At 52.6% G+C, this 15,557-nt stretch carries 19 protein-coding genes and 1 pseudogene; 1 reads left to right on the forward strand and 19 read right to left on the reverse strand.

The features are described 5' to 3' along the window. Position 1 precedes the first annotated feature (1 nt). The 18 genes from IPK79_13970 to IPK79_14055 form a co-directional block, all read right to left on the reverse strand. Positions 2–451 carry a hypothetical protein gene (locus IPK79_13970; protein MBK8191541.1) on the reverse strand — a complete coding sequence of 150 codons (450 nt, stop codon included), beginning with the start codon at positions 449–451 and terminating at the stop codon, positions 2–4. A 345-nt stretch (positions 452–796) separates the two neighbouring features. After that, complete coding sequence (locus IPK79_13975; protein ID MBK8191542.1) at positions 797–1,186, reverse strand: hypothetical protein; 390 nt, start codon at positions 1,184–1,186, stop codon at positions 797–799. After that, a complete protein-coding gene (locus IPK79_13980; GenBank protein ID MBK8191543.1) occupies positions 1,137–3,587 on the reverse strand; it encodes a phage tail tape measure protein in 2,451 nt (816 codons plus the stop codon). The genes IPK79_13975 and IPK79_13980 overlap by 50 nt, the downstream gene beginning before the upstream one ends. A gap of 139 nt (positions 3,588–3,726) precedes the next feature. After that, positions 3,727–4,197, reverse strand: a complete 471-nt coding sequence (locus IPK79_13985; GenBank protein ID MBK8191544.1) for a hypothetical protein — start codon at positions 4,195–4,197, stop codon at positions 3,727–3,729. Between the two features lie 3 nt (positions 4,198–4,200). Then, the gene (locus tag IPK79_13990; GenBank protein MBK8191545.1) at positions 4,201–4,731 is read right to left on the reverse strand and encodes a hypothetical protein; all 531 of its coding nucleotides are present in this window, start codon (positions 4,729–4,731) and stop codon (positions 4,201–4,203) included. Continuing rightward, a complete protein-coding gene (locus IPK79_13995) occupies positions 4,728–5,210 on the reverse strand; it encodes a hypothetical protein (protein ID MBK8191546.1) in 483 nt (160 codons plus the stop codon). Before IPK79_13995 ends, IPK79_13990 begins: the two co-directional genes overlap by 4 nt. A gap of 12 nt (positions 5,211–5,222) precedes the next feature. After that, entirely contained in the window at positions 5,223–5,630 is a 408-nt protein-coding gene (locus IPK79_14000; GenBank protein MBK8191547.1) for a hypothetical protein, read from the reverse strand. Then, on the reverse strand, positions 5,630–6,277 hold the full coding sequence (locus IPK79_14005) for a hypothetical protein (GenBank protein ID MBK8191548.1): 648 nt from the start codon (positions 6,275–6,277) through the stop codon (positions 5,630–5,632). The genes IPK79_14000 and IPK79_14005 overlap by 1 nt, the downstream gene beginning before the upstream one ends. Next, on the reverse strand, positions 6,270–6,599 hold the full coding sequence (locus IPK79_14010) for a hypothetical protein (GenBank protein MBK8191549.1): 330 nt from the start codon (positions 6,597–6,599) through the stop codon (positions 6,270–6,272). Before IPK79_14010 ends, IPK79_14005 begins: the two co-directional genes overlap by 8 nt. Positions 6,600–6,691: 92 nt before the next feature. Continuing rightward, positions 6,692–7,057: a DUF2190 family protein gene (locus tag IPK79_14015; GenBank protein ID MBK8191550.1), complete on the reverse strand. Its 366-nt coding sequence runs from the start codon at positions 7,055–7,057 to the stop codon at positions 6,692–6,694. 59 nt (positions 7,058–7,116) lie between these two features. After that, entirely contained in the window at positions 7,117–8,457 is a 1,341-nt protein-coding gene (locus IPK79_14020) for a hypothetical protein (GenBank protein ID MBK8191551.1), read from the reverse strand. Continuing rightward, positions 8,427–9,125: an HK97 family phage prohead protease gene (locus IPK79_14025; protein ID MBK8191552.1), complete on the reverse strand. Its 699-nt coding sequence runs from the start codon at positions 9,123–9,125 to the stop codon at positions 8,427–8,429. Before IPK79_14025 ends, IPK79_14020 begins: the two co-directional genes overlap by 31 nt. A 20-nt stretch (positions 9,126–9,145) precedes the next feature. Further along, positions 9,146–10,642, reverse strand: coding sequence for a phage portal protein (locus IPK79_14030; GenBank protein MBK8191553.1), 1,497 nt, complete (start codon positions 10,640–10,642; stop codon positions 9,146–9,148). Next, entirely contained in the window at positions 10,630–10,878 is a 249-nt protein-coding gene (locus IPK79_14035; GenBank protein ID MBK8191554.1) for a hypothetical protein, read from the reverse strand. Before IPK79_14035 ends, IPK79_14030 begins: the two co-directional genes overlap by 13 nt. A 235-nt stretch (positions 10,879–11,113) precedes the next feature. Further along, positions 11,114–11,575, reverse strand: coding sequence for an H-NS histone family protein (locus IPK79_14040; GenBank protein MBK8191555.1), 462 nt, complete (start codon positions 11,573–11,575; stop codon positions 11,114–11,116). Between the two features lie 3 nt (positions 11,576–11,578). Continuing rightward, positions 11,579–11,881, reverse strand: coding sequence for an H-NS histone family protein (locus IPK79_14045; GenBank protein MBK8191556.1), 303 nt, complete (start codon positions 11,879–11,881; stop codon positions 11,579–11,581). A 320-nt stretch (positions 11,882–12,201) separates the two neighbouring features. After that, positions 12,202–13,245, reverse strand: a complete 1,044-nt coding sequence (locus IPK79_14050) for a hypothetical protein (GenBank protein MBK8191557.1) — start codon at positions 13,243–13,245, stop codon at positions 12,202–12,204. Then, a complete protein-coding gene (locus IPK79_14055; GenBank protein MBK8191558.1) occupies positions 13,233–14,507 on the reverse strand; it encodes a phage terminase large subunit family protein in 1,275 nt (424 codons plus the stop codon). The genes IPK79_14050 and IPK79_14055 overlap by 13 nt, the downstream gene beginning before the upstream one ends. A 288-nt stretch (positions 14,508–14,795) precedes the next feature. On the opposite strand from IPK79_14055, the gene IPK79_14060 reads away from it, so the two are divergent. Then, positions 14,796–14,978, forward strand: a complete 183-nt coding sequence (locus IPK79_14060; GenBank protein MBK8191559.1) for a hypothetical protein — start codon at positions 14,796–14,798, stop codon at positions 14,976–14,978. Here IPK79_14060 and IPK79_14065 read toward each other — a convergent pair. Continuing rightward, positions 14,962–15,519: pseudogene (locus IPK79_14065) on the reverse strand (terminase small subunit). The gene IPK79_14060 and the pseudogene IPK79_14065 overlap by 17 nt on opposite strands. Positions 15,520–15,557: the final 38 nt, after the last annotated feature.

Genomic DNA, 15,557 nt, shown 5'->3' on the forward strand with positions numbered 1-15,557 from the left:
ATTAGGGCTTATAGAAGAGCTTATTGGTGGCGTTCCAGTTGATCGACCAATCCGTACTGACTGAGATCACGTCCGTATCATCGGAGTTTGGGAGCATTCTCCAAACTACCGGATTCGTCACGCCGCCGAATGTTCCGACTGCAACGCAAATTACTTGTCTGAATGTGGCGGTGAGCGATGTCCAGGTTAAATTATCGTAATTGATATTGGAATTCGTGACCACGGGCGTCGTAAGTTGCTTTCCGCCCACCGTATAACCTCCCGTAGTAGTCAACTCATTATAGCTTGGGTCAGTGCTGTCATTCGCGCCGTTGTCCCATTGCGTGTGCGCGGAATTGAATGTATAGCCCGATGTGACTAGCCGAATACGGAGTTCCGAGGTGTCCAGATCAAGCCCGCCCGTGCTAATCAGTTTCCAAGCGTGATCATACCAGTACATTGCAGCAGTCATGATGTTCCGTCCATTTTGGCGATGACTCTAGCGCTGATATTGAGCTTATTCTTATTGACGGCGGTCGCAAGGATGACCTTTGAAGATACCAGCTTCGCAAGAGAGAGTCACCTGGCTGTAATGGCTAACGAGGTATTTGAGTTTTTGCAGAATATCCAGCGACGGATTGACGATATCAATCGTGAGCGTCTGATCAGATTCCGAAAACCGGTATCGTACACAGATACCGCGCCGTCCAAAGTATCAACAACGCTCCCCGGCGATTCGCTGAATAGGGATTATTGACCCTCGCGTTATGAATGAGTATAACGCCGTCTGGATCATACGTTATCGCGGTAATTGAAATCATATTGACCCCAATAGGAATTGCTCGGCGTCTGAATTAACTCGCACGCGAATGTATTTCATAATTTGAAACCAGATTGCTTCCAGGTGAGGCTCTAAACCAGCGGCCTCTACAGTAATCAGCGCGTCGCCTCGCTCTATTCTTCGCGTTTCAGCCTGTATTTTTTCAATCGTTGCTTGGGTGAGTTGCTTTTGCAGCTCCAGTGCAGCTTCGCGTCGCTTGTTCTCAAGATCGATTTGTTCTGTGATTTGCAGCTTTGTGTAAGTGTCGGCGTTATTCAGGTTTCCGAAAAGAGAACCTATTAAATCGCCAGTCCTGTTAATCGCGGTTTTTATTGAATCAAATGCGGCCTCGACTTGTTTTGTTTGCGCTTCTAAGTTCAGCAACATTAATACTAACAAACGCATCAATATTCTTGATTCGTTCGTTACTAGCTATTTCCTCCATTTTAATGCGGAAGCTATCGGCCTCTTTCGTTGCCTTTTCTACTTTCTTCGCGTTATCTTCGGCGGAGGTTGAGACAGCAGCAAAAGCGCCAGTGGCTTTTACCGTACCGCTTCCAACTTGCTCCGCCAATTGCCGTGCGATTTCCGCCGCTTTGCCGGCTTCCTGAAATGCTAAAGAGACGTTGACATTATCAGGAAGTTTTAATTCCGGCAATCCTTCCAGTGTGCCGATATATTTTTTTGTCGAATCATTGGCGTCTTTTGTCTTTTCGTCAATCTTGTTGAGTTGCGCTAGTATGCCATCCCATGAACTAACCGGGACCGGCTTTGCGAGGAAGTTAACAAGATCGGTATATTCTTTATCGGCGTCTCTTATGCTTTGTTCATATCGCGCGATTTCCGATATAGCGCCGTCAAAACTGGTTACTTTTATGGTTGATGGGGCATTATTCTCAAGCTCTTTAGATGTTCCAATCCATTCGTCTACCCGATTTTTTAGCGCAACAAACCCATCGGCAATGTCGGCAGCGGCGGTTCCGGCTGACGCGCCCTCATACCCGGCTAGCCAATCCGGCCATGACCAATCCGCCAGCTTATCGGCAGGAATCAGGAATTGCGCAATAGCGCCCGCCGCAACGCCAAGCGCAACCGCTATACCGGCTGGACCTGTGATAGCCGCCGCTGCTAGCAACGCCTCCGCTTTGAGCGCCGCTAGTTCTGGTGTGACCTTGCTTCCGAATGCGATAAACGACAAAAGCGCGGTATCTAAAAATCCAGTTGCGGTATTCAGTCCAGACCCAAAACCGATAATGGTCCCGATAAATCCTTGCGCTTCCGGCGTTGCATCCTTAAATGCCGTGGCTAGTTTATTAATTCCTTCCAGAAATGGTTTTAACCCGCCTAGTTCTCCAGCGGTTATTCTAACAATTCCTGATATTGCGTCAACAACCCGCTGGATAGACTCGGCTAGTTTGTCTGGTGTGCTAATGTCAATATCGCCAAACAAGGCTTCAAACGCAGCCTTGCCTTGCTCGCCAAGTGCTTTTAAAGAATTAACAAGCGGCTGAAAATCAACTTGTGATAGAGCATCAGGAAGATTTCTTGCAACAGTCCGAAAGATATTTTCAAGCTCAGCCAGTTGCGGATTCAATAACTCAAACAACGGATCAAGAGAACCCGCTTCGATGGTCTTTTTGAATTCAATCGCAAGAGCGCCAAGCGATGAAATAACGCCGGTCGTATTAACTTCAAACTTATCGCCAAGACTGGTCAGTAATTGGCGGAAAGACTCATTGGTTGACGCAATGATTTGTTGTGCAGACTGTAATCGTAGATTTACCTCCTTATCGATACTCCCTCCCGCCTCTTTCGTGATTTGGGCGGATAATTTCATGGTGTCATTCCAGGCAGTTAAGACTGGAATCATCTTATCGTATTGCTCTTTACCAAAGAGCGTTGCCGCTGCCGATGATTGTTGCTCGTTAGTGAGTTTAATAAAGTTTGGAACAATCGTATCGAGAAGCTCTTTAATAGTTCCTATGGGTTTCCCGGCGGAATCAAACTTAACGCCAAGATCAATCATTTGCGCCGCCATGGCTTCAGTAGGATTGCGCAAATTAACGAATGACGAGCCTAGCGCGTTTGCCGCTTCTGACCCACTACCAAAAACGTCGATAACTTTTGAAAGTAGCGCGGCGGTATCTTCAAACGATAATCCGGCCAATTTAGCAACCGGCGACAGATCAGAGAAGCCTTGTGCTAATTCAGTAAAGGAAGACTTGGTAAGGTCAGCCGTTTTATTGATAACATCTGAGAATCGTTTTGATACGCTAATTGCATCTTCGTTGGCAACCTGGAATCCAGCGAGAGAGCCATTGATGATTTTAACGGCTTGATCGAAATTCACTCCGCCAGCAATAGACAAATCAAGTGCTGATTGGACAAGAGTTAAGCTATCGCTGATTGAAAATCCAGCCGCTTTAAAATCAGCGGTGGCCGTTGCGACTTGATTGGCGTTCTGCCCATATTTGAGCGCAACTTCGTTAATTGCGTCCGCGAACTGTCTTGCTTTTCCCTCGCTATCATCTAGTTGTTTTTGAAGATCAAGCAGTGATGACTGAAACTTAACGGATTCGTTATAAGCGAGTCCGCCAATAACGCCGGCAACCGCAATAAACGCCGCCTGAACAATAGCCAGCTTATCGGATAGCTTTGCGAATGGCTCTGTAATATCTCCAACAGAGTTATTTAGGTCTTGTAAGCTCTTCCCGACCTTATTAGCGGTCTGAGTAACTTCATCAGTTCCACGAAAAATAAGCTCGACAACGCTTTGCAGGTCAGCCATTATTTTGTCGCTCTTGCCTTGTCTTCATAATACATACCCCATAGTTCGCACTCTACCGTTGTCAATTGCCCTTGCGAAAATAAATCAGGGCGACACTCAAAGAGAAATCGCCCCTTCATATCGCAAAGCTGCAAAGCCATTACGACATCGGGGAGTCCGTAGAGCGCGGCACTTTTCCCAAGTCTGGCCCAAGGCCGGTAAGCTCAAGGATTTTATTAGTGAGCTGATAACCTACAACTGGATACAGGGCAAACAACCGAATCGCATCCTCGCGGGCAATTTTCGGGTCAACGCTCCCGAAGACCAGATGATCGAACCGTTTAGCCAGGTCTTCAGGCGGTTCCCCATCGGCCCCGAAGAGCTTCTTGAGCGCGTCGGCTTGGTCGGAGTGTGCCGCACTGGCCAGGGCTTCAACGGTCGCCGCATAGAGCCTTGCACGGCCCTGTGCATCGTTGGCGGTGGCAATCTCCACGCCCGTCAATCCGCGCACCGTCCAGACCGGCTTGGCGTCTTCCGGGAACCAATGCGCCAGATCATCCACCGGAACCGCCGCCGTCCGTGGCGACAATTGCGATGCACAAGACCGGAACCGCTCAAGGTCGAAGCTCATATCTTAGAGTCCCGTGAAGTCCACGCTGGCCTGTTCCGGCGATACCGTGAAAGACCCCTGCGGGGAGCTTTTCACGCCGAATGTGCGCGCCACGCCCAGAACGCCTTGAGTCAGTTGATACGCGGAACCGGCACGCGACGGCTTAAACCGGAAGATCAGCTTTTGCCCGACTTTGCTCAACAACCCATCAGTGACCCCATCAGTCAGCGCGGCGGTAAAGCTGGCTTGTCCCAAACTGGACGATACCGACCCCAAATTGCCGTCGTAGTACGATTCGGAGTTCGTAGTGTTGGAAGTCTCAGCCGGAACCCAGTCGCGCGCATTGGCTTTTTCAGCAAAAACTGGAGTCGCCACGCGAGCACGTACCGACTTCGCCACGGACCCTGTGTGGATCAGCGGGAGCGCGGTCGCGAAAGTGACTTTACCGCGCAAGTAATCTACTGAATAAACAGGATAGTCATAGCGTTCTTGATGCGTGCCAACCACTTGATAGATTTCATCAGCGGTAATCGGCGCGGCAGTGATCGAAGTCAAGCGGACCTGAGCCACCTCGATTGAGCCGACCGGGATGAACGGCGGACCACCGGAAGCGCCGCGCGTCTCCTGAAAGCGGTCGTCGCCGTTCCCGCAACGACCGCATAAGCGCCCGAAGAATTCACGGTGATGCTGTTGATAATATGCGTGTTCGTCGAAGACCCGCGAGTGCAAGACAAATCAGTGTCAGCGGCAACGGTAATTCGGCCCGTGGTCGCACTAGCGCCCGTCATGCCTGGAGCCATCAAAACGACAGCAGCAGCATCCACAAGGTCATTGGTCGTGCTGACTGCCGGAATAACCGCACCGCCATCAATGACGCCATACGGACCGATCACCGGCTCATAGCCGCTGGCCTGACTCCAAGGCGTGGTCGCGGAAGTAAAAACGGTATGATCGCCGGAATCCGTCAGCGCCGCGAACGACTGTTGACTCGCGGCGCTCTCGTATTCAATCGTTTGAGTAGTCAAAATAGCCATGATGTTTCTCCGTCAATAAGGGCTACCGGCGACATGCCGATAAGTCAAATCAAACCGCGCAACAGCGCCGATTAGCACACTGCCAGTATCAGAAAAAAGAGTTGCGCCACCGGTATACGTCAAACCCTCAGCCAATCCGCCAAGTGTCGGATCGGCGCCAAGCGCCGTTGAAATCAAATAAGCCAGCAGCGCATTCGCGGCTGTGGTTCGGCTAGCATCTTCATCGTAACGATTAATCGCCTCAACCGTTAAACTAGCAACAACCAAAACATCGTCATAGTCACGGCTTAAAACCGTTTCCTCGCCTTCGATCAGCGCATAAAATGGCGTTTCGTCGTAATCCTGTGGATATGGATTACGGGTTGCGTTCAATCGCGTTGCCAGCGCGGCGATTGCGAGTTCACGTTTAGCGGTTGGCATTAGTCTTCACCCGTGCCATCGCCAGCGGGAGGCGGGTTTTTTTGAATCAACCAACTGGTTTCCGCATCAATCGCTTTTTGCAAATACTCGCTCAACTCTGTCCCTAAGTCGGTAGTGACCGATTCAAACATCTGCCCTGGACCTGGGCCATATAGCACGGTATAAGGTAACCGGCTATTCGGATTAATGGCGTTCTTCATACCTTGAGAGCGCAATACCTCATTCCTAACTGCAATGAGGTATCCGCCGCTATTCTTTGCGGGAACCCAGAATCCGCTTAATATTTTGACGGGTGTCTTTTTGACTTTAACGACAATCGGATCAGACGGCCTACCAGCACGAAATGGAAATAGAGACGTTAAAAAATTCTCCATTCGTGTTCCAGTTTTCTTGCTCGATAAAATAGCCCTAAGCTGATTCGAGTTAGCGCGATTATTAAAAAGTTGTGCCGGCCCATCCAATTTGCTCTTGATCTTGCTAGACGACAAATTAACTTGCTTTGCTATTTCCTGAGAAAATCTCGTTCTTGCGCGTGAAGCCGTTTTATTCAACCCGCGATAGAGCGCCTTGGTTGCGCCGTTCTTGATATAAGCAAGGCGCTCACGTACTTCATTCAGTTGCTGTTCGTTGACTTCAACTTCAATCATCGCCAGCCCTTACGATAATCCGAGAAAAATAGCCATCATCGGAGTCACGTTTCAGCACGATATATCGATCCGATCCTATGGTAATCACGTCATTTCGACGCGGTATGTTTCCAGCAAGATCAGCGATTGCAATCGTAATGATCGTCTGCTTCTCAATAGCTGACGTGGCTTCGGTTAGTGGATTCACTACGTCTTTATCGACGATAGCGACCACGGTTAATTCATCATCCGTGGAATCAACCGTATAAGTCGCCGCATCTCCAAAGAACGACTTGATCAGTGGAACAGCAGTCCCGTTCATCAAGTCGCTAAAATCCGACATGGGTTACTCCCAACCGAAGATCGAATAAAGCTCAGTCGCCAGAGCTTCCGATCCATTGTTGAGATACGCCCATGCCGTGATATTGCCGCGCATTACGCCAGCACCCCCATCGGGCCGCCGATCAGCTTGACCTTGCAAGTCGTGGATGCGGCGGTGGCGGTTTCCCAAACAGTTCCAATGGTATGCTTGCCACCAGTGGCGACGCCGGAAGCGAACGCGGCTTTAAGCTGCGAGCCGGTGGTGCGATAGAACACGCGATTTCCCGCCGTCTTGGCACCGGTGGCAACAGCGGCAACGGAAAAGACGCCTTCCAGCGCAATAGCGATTTTCTGCCCTGCACCCGTCGCGGAATTCAGCGCTACGCCGACCATTCGATTAATGACGCGCAATTGACCGTTGCTCACCGCACCGGTAGTCGTGTAGTTGTAAATCGCACCTTCGGAAAGACTTTGAGCCATGACTTTATCCTCAAACTGATTAATCAGCCGCCCAATCATGGGCGGCGTGACTGAATGGATTAGTTGCCGCGATACTTGTGAACAGCGCGGAAATCGAGCGCGGACACGCCGAAGTCAACGCCCACCAAATAGCTAGTGCCTTGACCATCCCACTCTTCGTTTTCCCGCATGTACGGTTCTGCCATGCCGTTCAGGAAAGCTACCTCGAAGGTATCGAAAACGTTGGGGTCGGCTAGCAGGTACCACGCGGCGGTGCCGTAGGTTTGCCCGTCAAGCCGGGCATCCGTGATAATCTCGTAGCGATTACTGAACGTGTTCGGCGGCAAAGTTCCGGCAGTTCCAGCCGGGTCGTAAGTCGCGGCCATCAGTACGCGCGCAGTCTGTTCCAGCGATTTCGGGACCATCAGGAATCGCGGCTGGATATTCAGCACGGCACTGGTGTTCGGGTCGGTCTGCTTCGCCATGGCCACGCTGGCGGTATCCAGCGTCGCTACGGTTGGGGCGGTGGCGGCGGCGACGTAGTTCTTGTGCGTGGACGTGTCGAACAGCGCGGTCGAATCCTGGTTCAGCGTCGGACCGGTGCCGTTCAGCAAGGCATACGTGATGTCACCGACTTTCCGGTTTCCTGCCCGGCCCATGGCGCGGGGAATAGCCGACAGGGCGCGCAGATCGTCGTTGATGATCAGCTTGCGGGTAATTCGGTACTTCTTCGCATAGCTCACCAACTTGATCGTTTCCTTACGATCCGTGAACTTGCCATAAGTGATGTCGCCGTCTTCAGGCACTTCATCCAGCCCGGTGAAGCCGGAAAGGCCGCTAATCTCGGCAGTCTTGAAATCCGGCAAGGTGCCGCGCCGCGTCCAGATCTGCCAGGTTTCCGGTGCTTCTTCCCAACCTTGCAGCAGCGACTTGTTAGCCACGTTGGCCAGGATATTGGTGAAGTCGGACGTGGTTTGCCCAGCCGCTCGATACGTCAGCGCCCGCGCCGCAACGGCGTCATCGTCCATGGCTTGCGTGTTGATACCGTGCATCCGGCAATAATCGCCAGCGAGCACGATCAACCGCTTGCCCACGAATCCACCCGCCCGCGCGCCGTCAATCGATTTACGATCAGTCAGGACACCGGCCTTGACTAGCATCGCCTCAGTAAAGCCGTTGCGGAATTTCTCAGTCTGATCTTCGCCCATGCGGACACCAGCACCCAACGGTCGCGGCTGATAAGCAGGGGAGGCGGCGGGTTGAGCGCGACTGGCAACGCCAAAAACTTGCACGCCATCAGGCACGGTTCCTTGGTTGGAAGCCGGTTCCGCTTCGCCGCCCAGCGTCTCCATCACAATCTTGCGAGTTTGATCGGCGCTCCATCCTTCATTCAGCGCTTGCGCTCGAATGCCGTCATACACCGAATCACGGGGACAATTGGATTAGCAAAGATGCCATCGATTTCTTTCAGTCGATTGCGCTCATCCAGAACTGCTTTAGCGCGTATGGCATCGATTTGACGAATCGGCACAACCGGATCAGTGCCAGCGCCATGATTATCAGTAGTCCCGACTTCGACAGCCGGCGTTTGAGTTTCATCAGCCATTGCATTAACTCCACTTAAAGACCGATTAATTCCAACGGATGCGTCCGCCGGCACCGTTACGACACTTGATTCAAGTAGCGTCCATCCAGTCACGCGGATGTCGTTACTATTTGCTTGTTCTTCAAATTTGTTGACTTGATAGCCAATAGAGATATTCTTTAAAAACCCGTCACGCACATCATTAAATACTTCAATGGCTTTCTTGTTATTTGAAAACCGCAAGACGCCACGCAATTTTCCATCCTTGATTTTAATTCGCTCCACCACGCCGATTGGCTCATCGGTATTGTGATTCCATAGCAGCGGCAATCCATCGCCGGCCCGACTCAAATCAACGGCGTCTGAATCGTGAACAAGAATCTCTCGGCCAAAGAATCGATCAACTGGCGATTCGCTGGATAGCGACGCGGGAACGGTTCGGCTTTCGAGATTGGCTTCCCGCAAATCTAGCGTTGCAAACCGCTCAAAGCGGCCATCTTGCAACGCGCTTAGGTCTCTTGTACTCATGCCGCTTGATCCTGTACTGGAGCCTCTTGTGGCGTTTGCTGTTTCGGCTGCGAATCCAGCGGCGGGCGCACGTCCAGCGGGTCGGCCATAAGCTGCGCGTCAACCGTTGCTGGGTCTCCGCCCAAGTCTCTAATAACCTGCTGTCTGCTTCTAAAGCCGGCCTCGACCATGGCTTGAAATGCTTCGATTTCTTTCTTTGGATCGATCCACGGGATTTGCGGCGGGCGGATTTCAGGACGATAGAGACTCATCTCATCAACGCCGGCCGGTACGCGCAACAGACCGGAAAGCCGAGACGCATCAATAAATCGACGCCAGACCGGCAAATAGAATTTCTCGCGAAGGTAGTCAAAGATACGGCGATAATGCGCAACCGTCTCAACCAGTTCTTGCCGTTGCGCGGAATACGTGCCGTTGTAGTTCTTGGCGATACTGGAAAATCTCGTGCCGGTCCCGGACGCAATGGCCCGCAGTTGTGAATTGCGGAATAGCTCAAGATTCGGATTCGGGCGTTTCGAGTCGATAACGCCGACATCCTCACCCGGCTGTAATCCGTCGAAGATTAAACCAGGTTCCATTGAAAATGAACGGCTCCCGGTTTGGCTCTCTTCGCCAGTCGTAGTGACGGTATCCGATAGCGCCGAATCGCGCTTGATGAAAGCAGTGAGTGCGGCGGCAACTCGCGCGGCAATTCGCTCGCTCTCTTCGTAATCTTTCAGATCATCCAGCCGGGTCAGCACGCCATGGAAAATAGATACACCGCGCGTTTGGTGTAGCCGTTTCACCAATTTAAGGTGCACCACGTTTTCGGCGCGAAGAAAAACCGTATCGAATCTTGAGCCGGGAAGAATCAGTGAGCCGGGATGCTGCTTGAGAACGTAATAGCCAATCGCGCGACCCCAGCCGTCTTTTTGCACGCCGTGAACGATCAGCCGAGATGCGTCGGTTAGATCGAAGGGCACAAAATCAGATTCGAGCCATTCCAGCGCATAAGGGATTCGGCTGGTGTACGGCGCAACGGGCTTATTGACGTGTTGAGCAAATACCTCTCCATCCCGAAGAAAAGAGCGACAGACAATCCGCTCCATTTCGCTGCCTGGAAGTTCGCCGGTCACTTCTGGGTATTGCCAAAACTCTTCCCACAACTCGGCAAGCTGCTTATTGAGGTCCGTCGCCGGATCGCGAGTGCGCGCATTTCTGGCCATCGGCTCGATACCTGCGCCCGCGCCGATGATGTTCGTTACCAGATCGTCAAGGATGCCAATCGCTAGATCGTGGTTTTCGTCCAGCCACCGGCCATACTCGCGCAAGTTGCCCTTGGCGCGGTCCATGACAGCATCCGCGCTTGCCGAGTTGCCGCGCCTTGGATGCTGAGAGGTAGCGGTGGCGGCGTCGTAGTAGCGTTTTGCGCTGGCCAGCCGTCCGAGTGCCAGCATCCGGGAAGCCGCCCAGGACGGCGCAACGTAGGCAATCAGACGGGTTAGCGCGTCCATGTCGCCACCGCGTAGGGCTTCCCAGTTGCCGATCCCGTGGCCTCAGCGATGGCCGCTTGGAGTTGCCCGATATAGGCTTTGAGTCGGGGGAGTTCTGCTGGGGAGAACGATAGGCGCTTGTCGCCGGTCGCAATTGTGACCGCGCGCTTGCCGATGGCAAGTTCCTGCATCGCGGTCTGAGCATCGCTCAGCCACGTTTGCAAGGTTGCTACGGGGATACCGGTAAATATTGACATTCCATGCTTACAACACAAAAAAATGGAATGTCAAGCATCAAAAAACCCGCCATGGGGCGGGTCTGGATATGCAGTTGGATTCAGCGAAGCGGGCCATGTTTGGCTCTAACGTAGGTTCCTTGATTTCTGGAATCCCAAACCACACGGCCTTTTGCGCGATGCTTAGCTGACACTTGATCGGCTTTCAGCCTGGCATGGTACGACTCTTTAGATTCGTTCTTTTTGCGCTCCATGCTCAAAACCCCGGATCGTCAGTCGAACTCGGCACAGTCGGCTTGTCCACCAGAAAATCCTCAAGGCTTGCGCCTTCTTCCTGTTTCTTCTTCAGCCATCCAGGCATCTTCCCGCGCCCGGCCCAGGTGTTCTCCGGCTTCGCCGGGTCCCGGTACTTCGGCGTCGAAGGGTTGGCAACCTTGGCCGGTTGCGGTTGTAACGCGGCGAGTTCGGCTTCCGTTGCCGCCGCTCTGGCCTTGTCGGCTTCAACTTGGGCCTTCAGTTCCTCGATGCGCTCTTCGCGCCTCTGCTCCAACGCCACTTGGACCTCACCGGCATATTCGGCAATGGAATCGGCGATATACCGAAGATCGCCGAAACTCATGCCGTCCAGCGTCGGCAGGATCAGCCGGCGCTCGATGGGAATCGGCGCGTCGCCCATGATCGTATTTTCAGTAGCAATGGAATGCTGTCCAAGAAACATGTCTTAGCCCTCCATCGGAATCAAGCAGCTTTCACGATCGAGCCCAGCCATCCATGCCGGCGCTTTGCCGCGACCGGTCCATGTCTGCGTAGGGTCGCTTGGATTGCGATACTTTGGCGGAAGAGTAGATTGGCCGCGCTTTTTCTTCGCCGGCTCTTCCTGCTTCGCGGGCGGCTTCATCGCCATCAGTTCGGCGCGGCGAGCATCGAGCTTTGCAAGCTCTTCATCGAGACGCTTCAATAGCTCGGCCTCGATTTCTTTTGCCTGAACCAGTAGTTCATCAGTTGTTGCCATCGTCAAATCCATTACATTACCTTTCTGTAAGCGCCGAATATAGCGCGATTACAATATAGGAAATCGGATTAATCTTTGCAATACCCGCGATTGCAATAAAAGTGATTATTCTCTTTTCCGCGCTTTCCGGCTTGCTCCCTGGACATAATCCCTGTAGCCAAGGCGCGGGCGATACCCGTTGCAGTCTCCCCGAAACGCTCTAACCGATGGTAGAGCGCACCAGGGCTAATGTGATGGGATCGAGCTAGGTCTGTGAATCGCCAGCGGTGCTGTTGGTATTCGATGAATCGCGCCATCGTTCGGCCTCGATAATGATGGTTCGGCAGTTTTCGTCAAACTCCACAACATCCGACATCGGCCCGTGCTGGCCCCAAACTTTCAGCGGTTTCCAATCGGATGCCAGCAAAAGCGCTTGCAACTGGAAAGAGGTGTAATGCCGCTGATGAAACGGCGCGGTTTCCGGTGAATACGGCACCACATTTTCGTTGGGTACGTCGGCTATGCTCAAGCGCATAAATAGTATCAACTCCCGGCTGTTGTGCCATGATATAGCTACCGTAGCCGATGCCAGACCCGCAATCGATAACCACGCCGTGAACTTTGCTGGCTGCAAAAGCATAGCGGTATCGATGATCCGGCTGTATCTCTTCCAGCGTCTCAGCCACTTGACGCTCGCCAGATAGGAGCGCCGTGGTTTCTTCGGTCCCGCCTTGTCCCGTCATCGCCCGGAAGCGCGCGCGATTGGCTGGAATAACCAGTGGGTTGTCTTTGTACCCGTAAACGAACCCGCGCTGATTGATGCCGAGAAACCCAGATTGTTCGGGAGCCATGCACACAAGACCCGCGCGCTCCATCACGCCTACCCAATAGGCGACATTCACATGGCCATCCTCAACCGCGCCGTTCTTATGGTCTGAATAATCCGCGCCGAATACCCGCAGTTCCTTGACACCGATGAAAGCCGCGTAGACCACGATATAGGCAAGCGAGTTGTGCCACCAATTCGAGTGTTGCGGCTGGATGTTCTTTCGCAACCAGTCCCAAATTTCGTTCAACGGATACCGATAGACGTGATTTGGCCAGCCGTCCGAGTTGTCGCTTGTGATGATCGGCTTGTTGTGCTTCCAAAGGCTAGCGCCGTAACGCGGGAACTTATCCGCTTCGCCTTGAATGTGGTCCATCACAAACAACAAATCGTGGTTAAAGACATTGACGCCACGGTTCAATGTCCAAATCTCATCACAGGTTGTCACTGCTTCAGATAAGTCATGCTGAAGCCATGCGCCTGCATAAACGTCGCGCGACTGCCCTAAAGCAACCAGCGCAACGGTTTTAGGGGTGTTTCCGGTCGGATGATGCCATTTCATCTTATCCATGGAGTGCCTGTTTGTCTGCGGATGAATGAACTGTTGCCAGTGCGGATTGTGGCTTTGGGAGCAGGAGCGGAATGAATAGGCCGAGAATGATCGATCGCGGTCCAATCAATAGGTCTTGCCAGTAAAGCAGCCAGCGCCAAAACGCGAATATCAAGCGCTTCATTCCTTCTGTTTGCAGGCAGAAACCATTCTCGAATGGGCCGGCCCTTAATATACTTCGTTCTGACTTGTTCAGCAGTCAGCATTTCAAAATAGTGTTTATCATAATCTAGAGGGAAATGGCAATAGCCCGGACCCGCCTCCTTAATCTTGAGCCGTGCATACCACGCATCTTTGCCGGAATCAGCGCCAACGTGCCAGACATTCGCATTGTATTTTTTACTCTTTGCGGCTTTTGGAGTCCAGATCGGCTTGGCTCCCGGCATTCCTTTTGTTGGGTAGATATGCCGGCCAATCCGCGCGCCGCAAAATGCGTAGACTTGCGCGGTATGATGCCCGCCAGAATCCACGCAACCGGCCATCACGCGCAATTTCCGGCCTGATTCGGTCTTGTAAATTCCTAGCAGGAATTCATCGAGGTCATCCCACACTTCATTCTTTGCTGGGTCGCCATGAAATATTCGATATTCAATGCCCCACGACTCCGGCGATTCATCCCGTGATGATGCCCGCCAGCCGACAATCTCAGCCTCCAGGCGGTCCCCTTGCACGTCCACGCCAGCGGTCAAATACAGGATTCTTTCTGGTATTTGATCCTTTCCGTAGTGTTCGCGACGCCCCATCAATGAATCTGGATCGGCCTTTTCCGCGTCTTCCTCCCACGATTCGCCGAGACTGGTATTCACCCAAGTCTTGAGCAATTGCGGGTCTTGCTTTGCAAATAGAAAATCTCTCGCAATGTCAGCCCATTTGCGCCACGGGCTATAAAGTTCGTTGATATGAAACCCGGCGATACCTTTACACGGCATATCCGCGCGCCATTCCCCCGTTGCCAGCAGTCGCGGCTTGTGGCTTTCCTCGATTTCGACAGCGCATTCCGGGCACACCATTATCGCTCGATCCGGCTCACCGGGAGGCCATCGGCAATTATCCCACTTGAGCATGTGGAAGGTATTGCAATGCGGGCAAGGCACGTAAAAATGGCGTTGATCGCTATTCTCATACGCCATGTCAATACGAGACGCGCCTTTAATCGTTGGCGTTGAAGTCAGGACAATCCGGCGGTTCCAGAACGTCGCCGTTCTCTTGATTGCCAGATTCACTGGATCGCCTTCGCTGCCAGCACTCGCGGGGTAGCGGTCTACTTCGTCGCACAACACAATGCGAATCGGGCGACTAGCAAGTCCAGCAGGGGAATTCGACCCGGCTAAAGTAAGGTGTCCGCCTGAGAATCGCTTATGCAGGATGGAGTTTCCAGAATCACGCGCGCGCGGGTCGGCTATCTTGTCTTTGAGTGCTGGCGTGTCCCGAATCATCGGCGCAAGACGGTCTTTCGAGAAAGCCTCAGCCATGTGCTCAGTGGGTTGGAGCATGAGGATAGGCGCTGGGTCTTGATCGACATGAAAGCCGATAATCGCTTTCAGAATCGCGGTTTTCCCGATTTGGGCGCTGCTTTTGACGACGACGGTATGGATTCCCTTTTCGGATACCGCGTCCATGATGCCTTTTTGGTATGGGGCGCGATCCGTGGAGAACTGGCCCGGCTCGGCGCTATCCTCAGCACTCAGTTGTAGGTATTGATTCGCCCACCCGCTCACCGTCAGTTTCGGCGGTGGCTTGATCGCCTTGAGAGCCGCTTTCGAGGTCCGATTTAATGCAGTTTCCCACGTCATCGTCATTGTAGAGTTCTTCTAGCGCGGCATGGATTGCGTCTGTAAGTAGCGTTTCGACCTCAATAAACGACTTTCCGGCAACCAGTGGCGCGTATTTGTAGGGAATTGCTATCATCTTAGCCCGGAAAGCCGAGATCATTCCAATCCAAGATGCTTCTACCTTCTCGGAGGGGATTAAGTGGCCTTCGAGTTGTGCTTTCTCCAAGGCAAGAATATCGGCCTCCAGCTTTACCTTTCGCGTCCGCTCCGTATCGTAGTCGGTAGGGGGTTCATCTGATTTTTGGCGAGCATCCAGCCAAGAAATAACAGCCGCCGTTTCGTATTGATTGCCCTCCCTGCCCAATCTTTTAAGCAGGATCGGCATACCCTGTTTTGCCCACTGAGTCAGCGTTTCTTCAGTGGTTCCGAGAATATCCGCAAGCTGTCGCTTGTTGACTATCATCTAAAAGGTCCGTTTTGTTGTGCTGTCGCTACAGAAAT

The sequence above is a fragment of the Vampirovibrionales bacterium genome, from assembly GCA_016712355.1.
Taxonomy (GTDB): Bacteria; Cyanobacteriota; Vampirovibrionia; order Vampirovibrionales; family Vampirovibrionaceae; genus JADJRF01.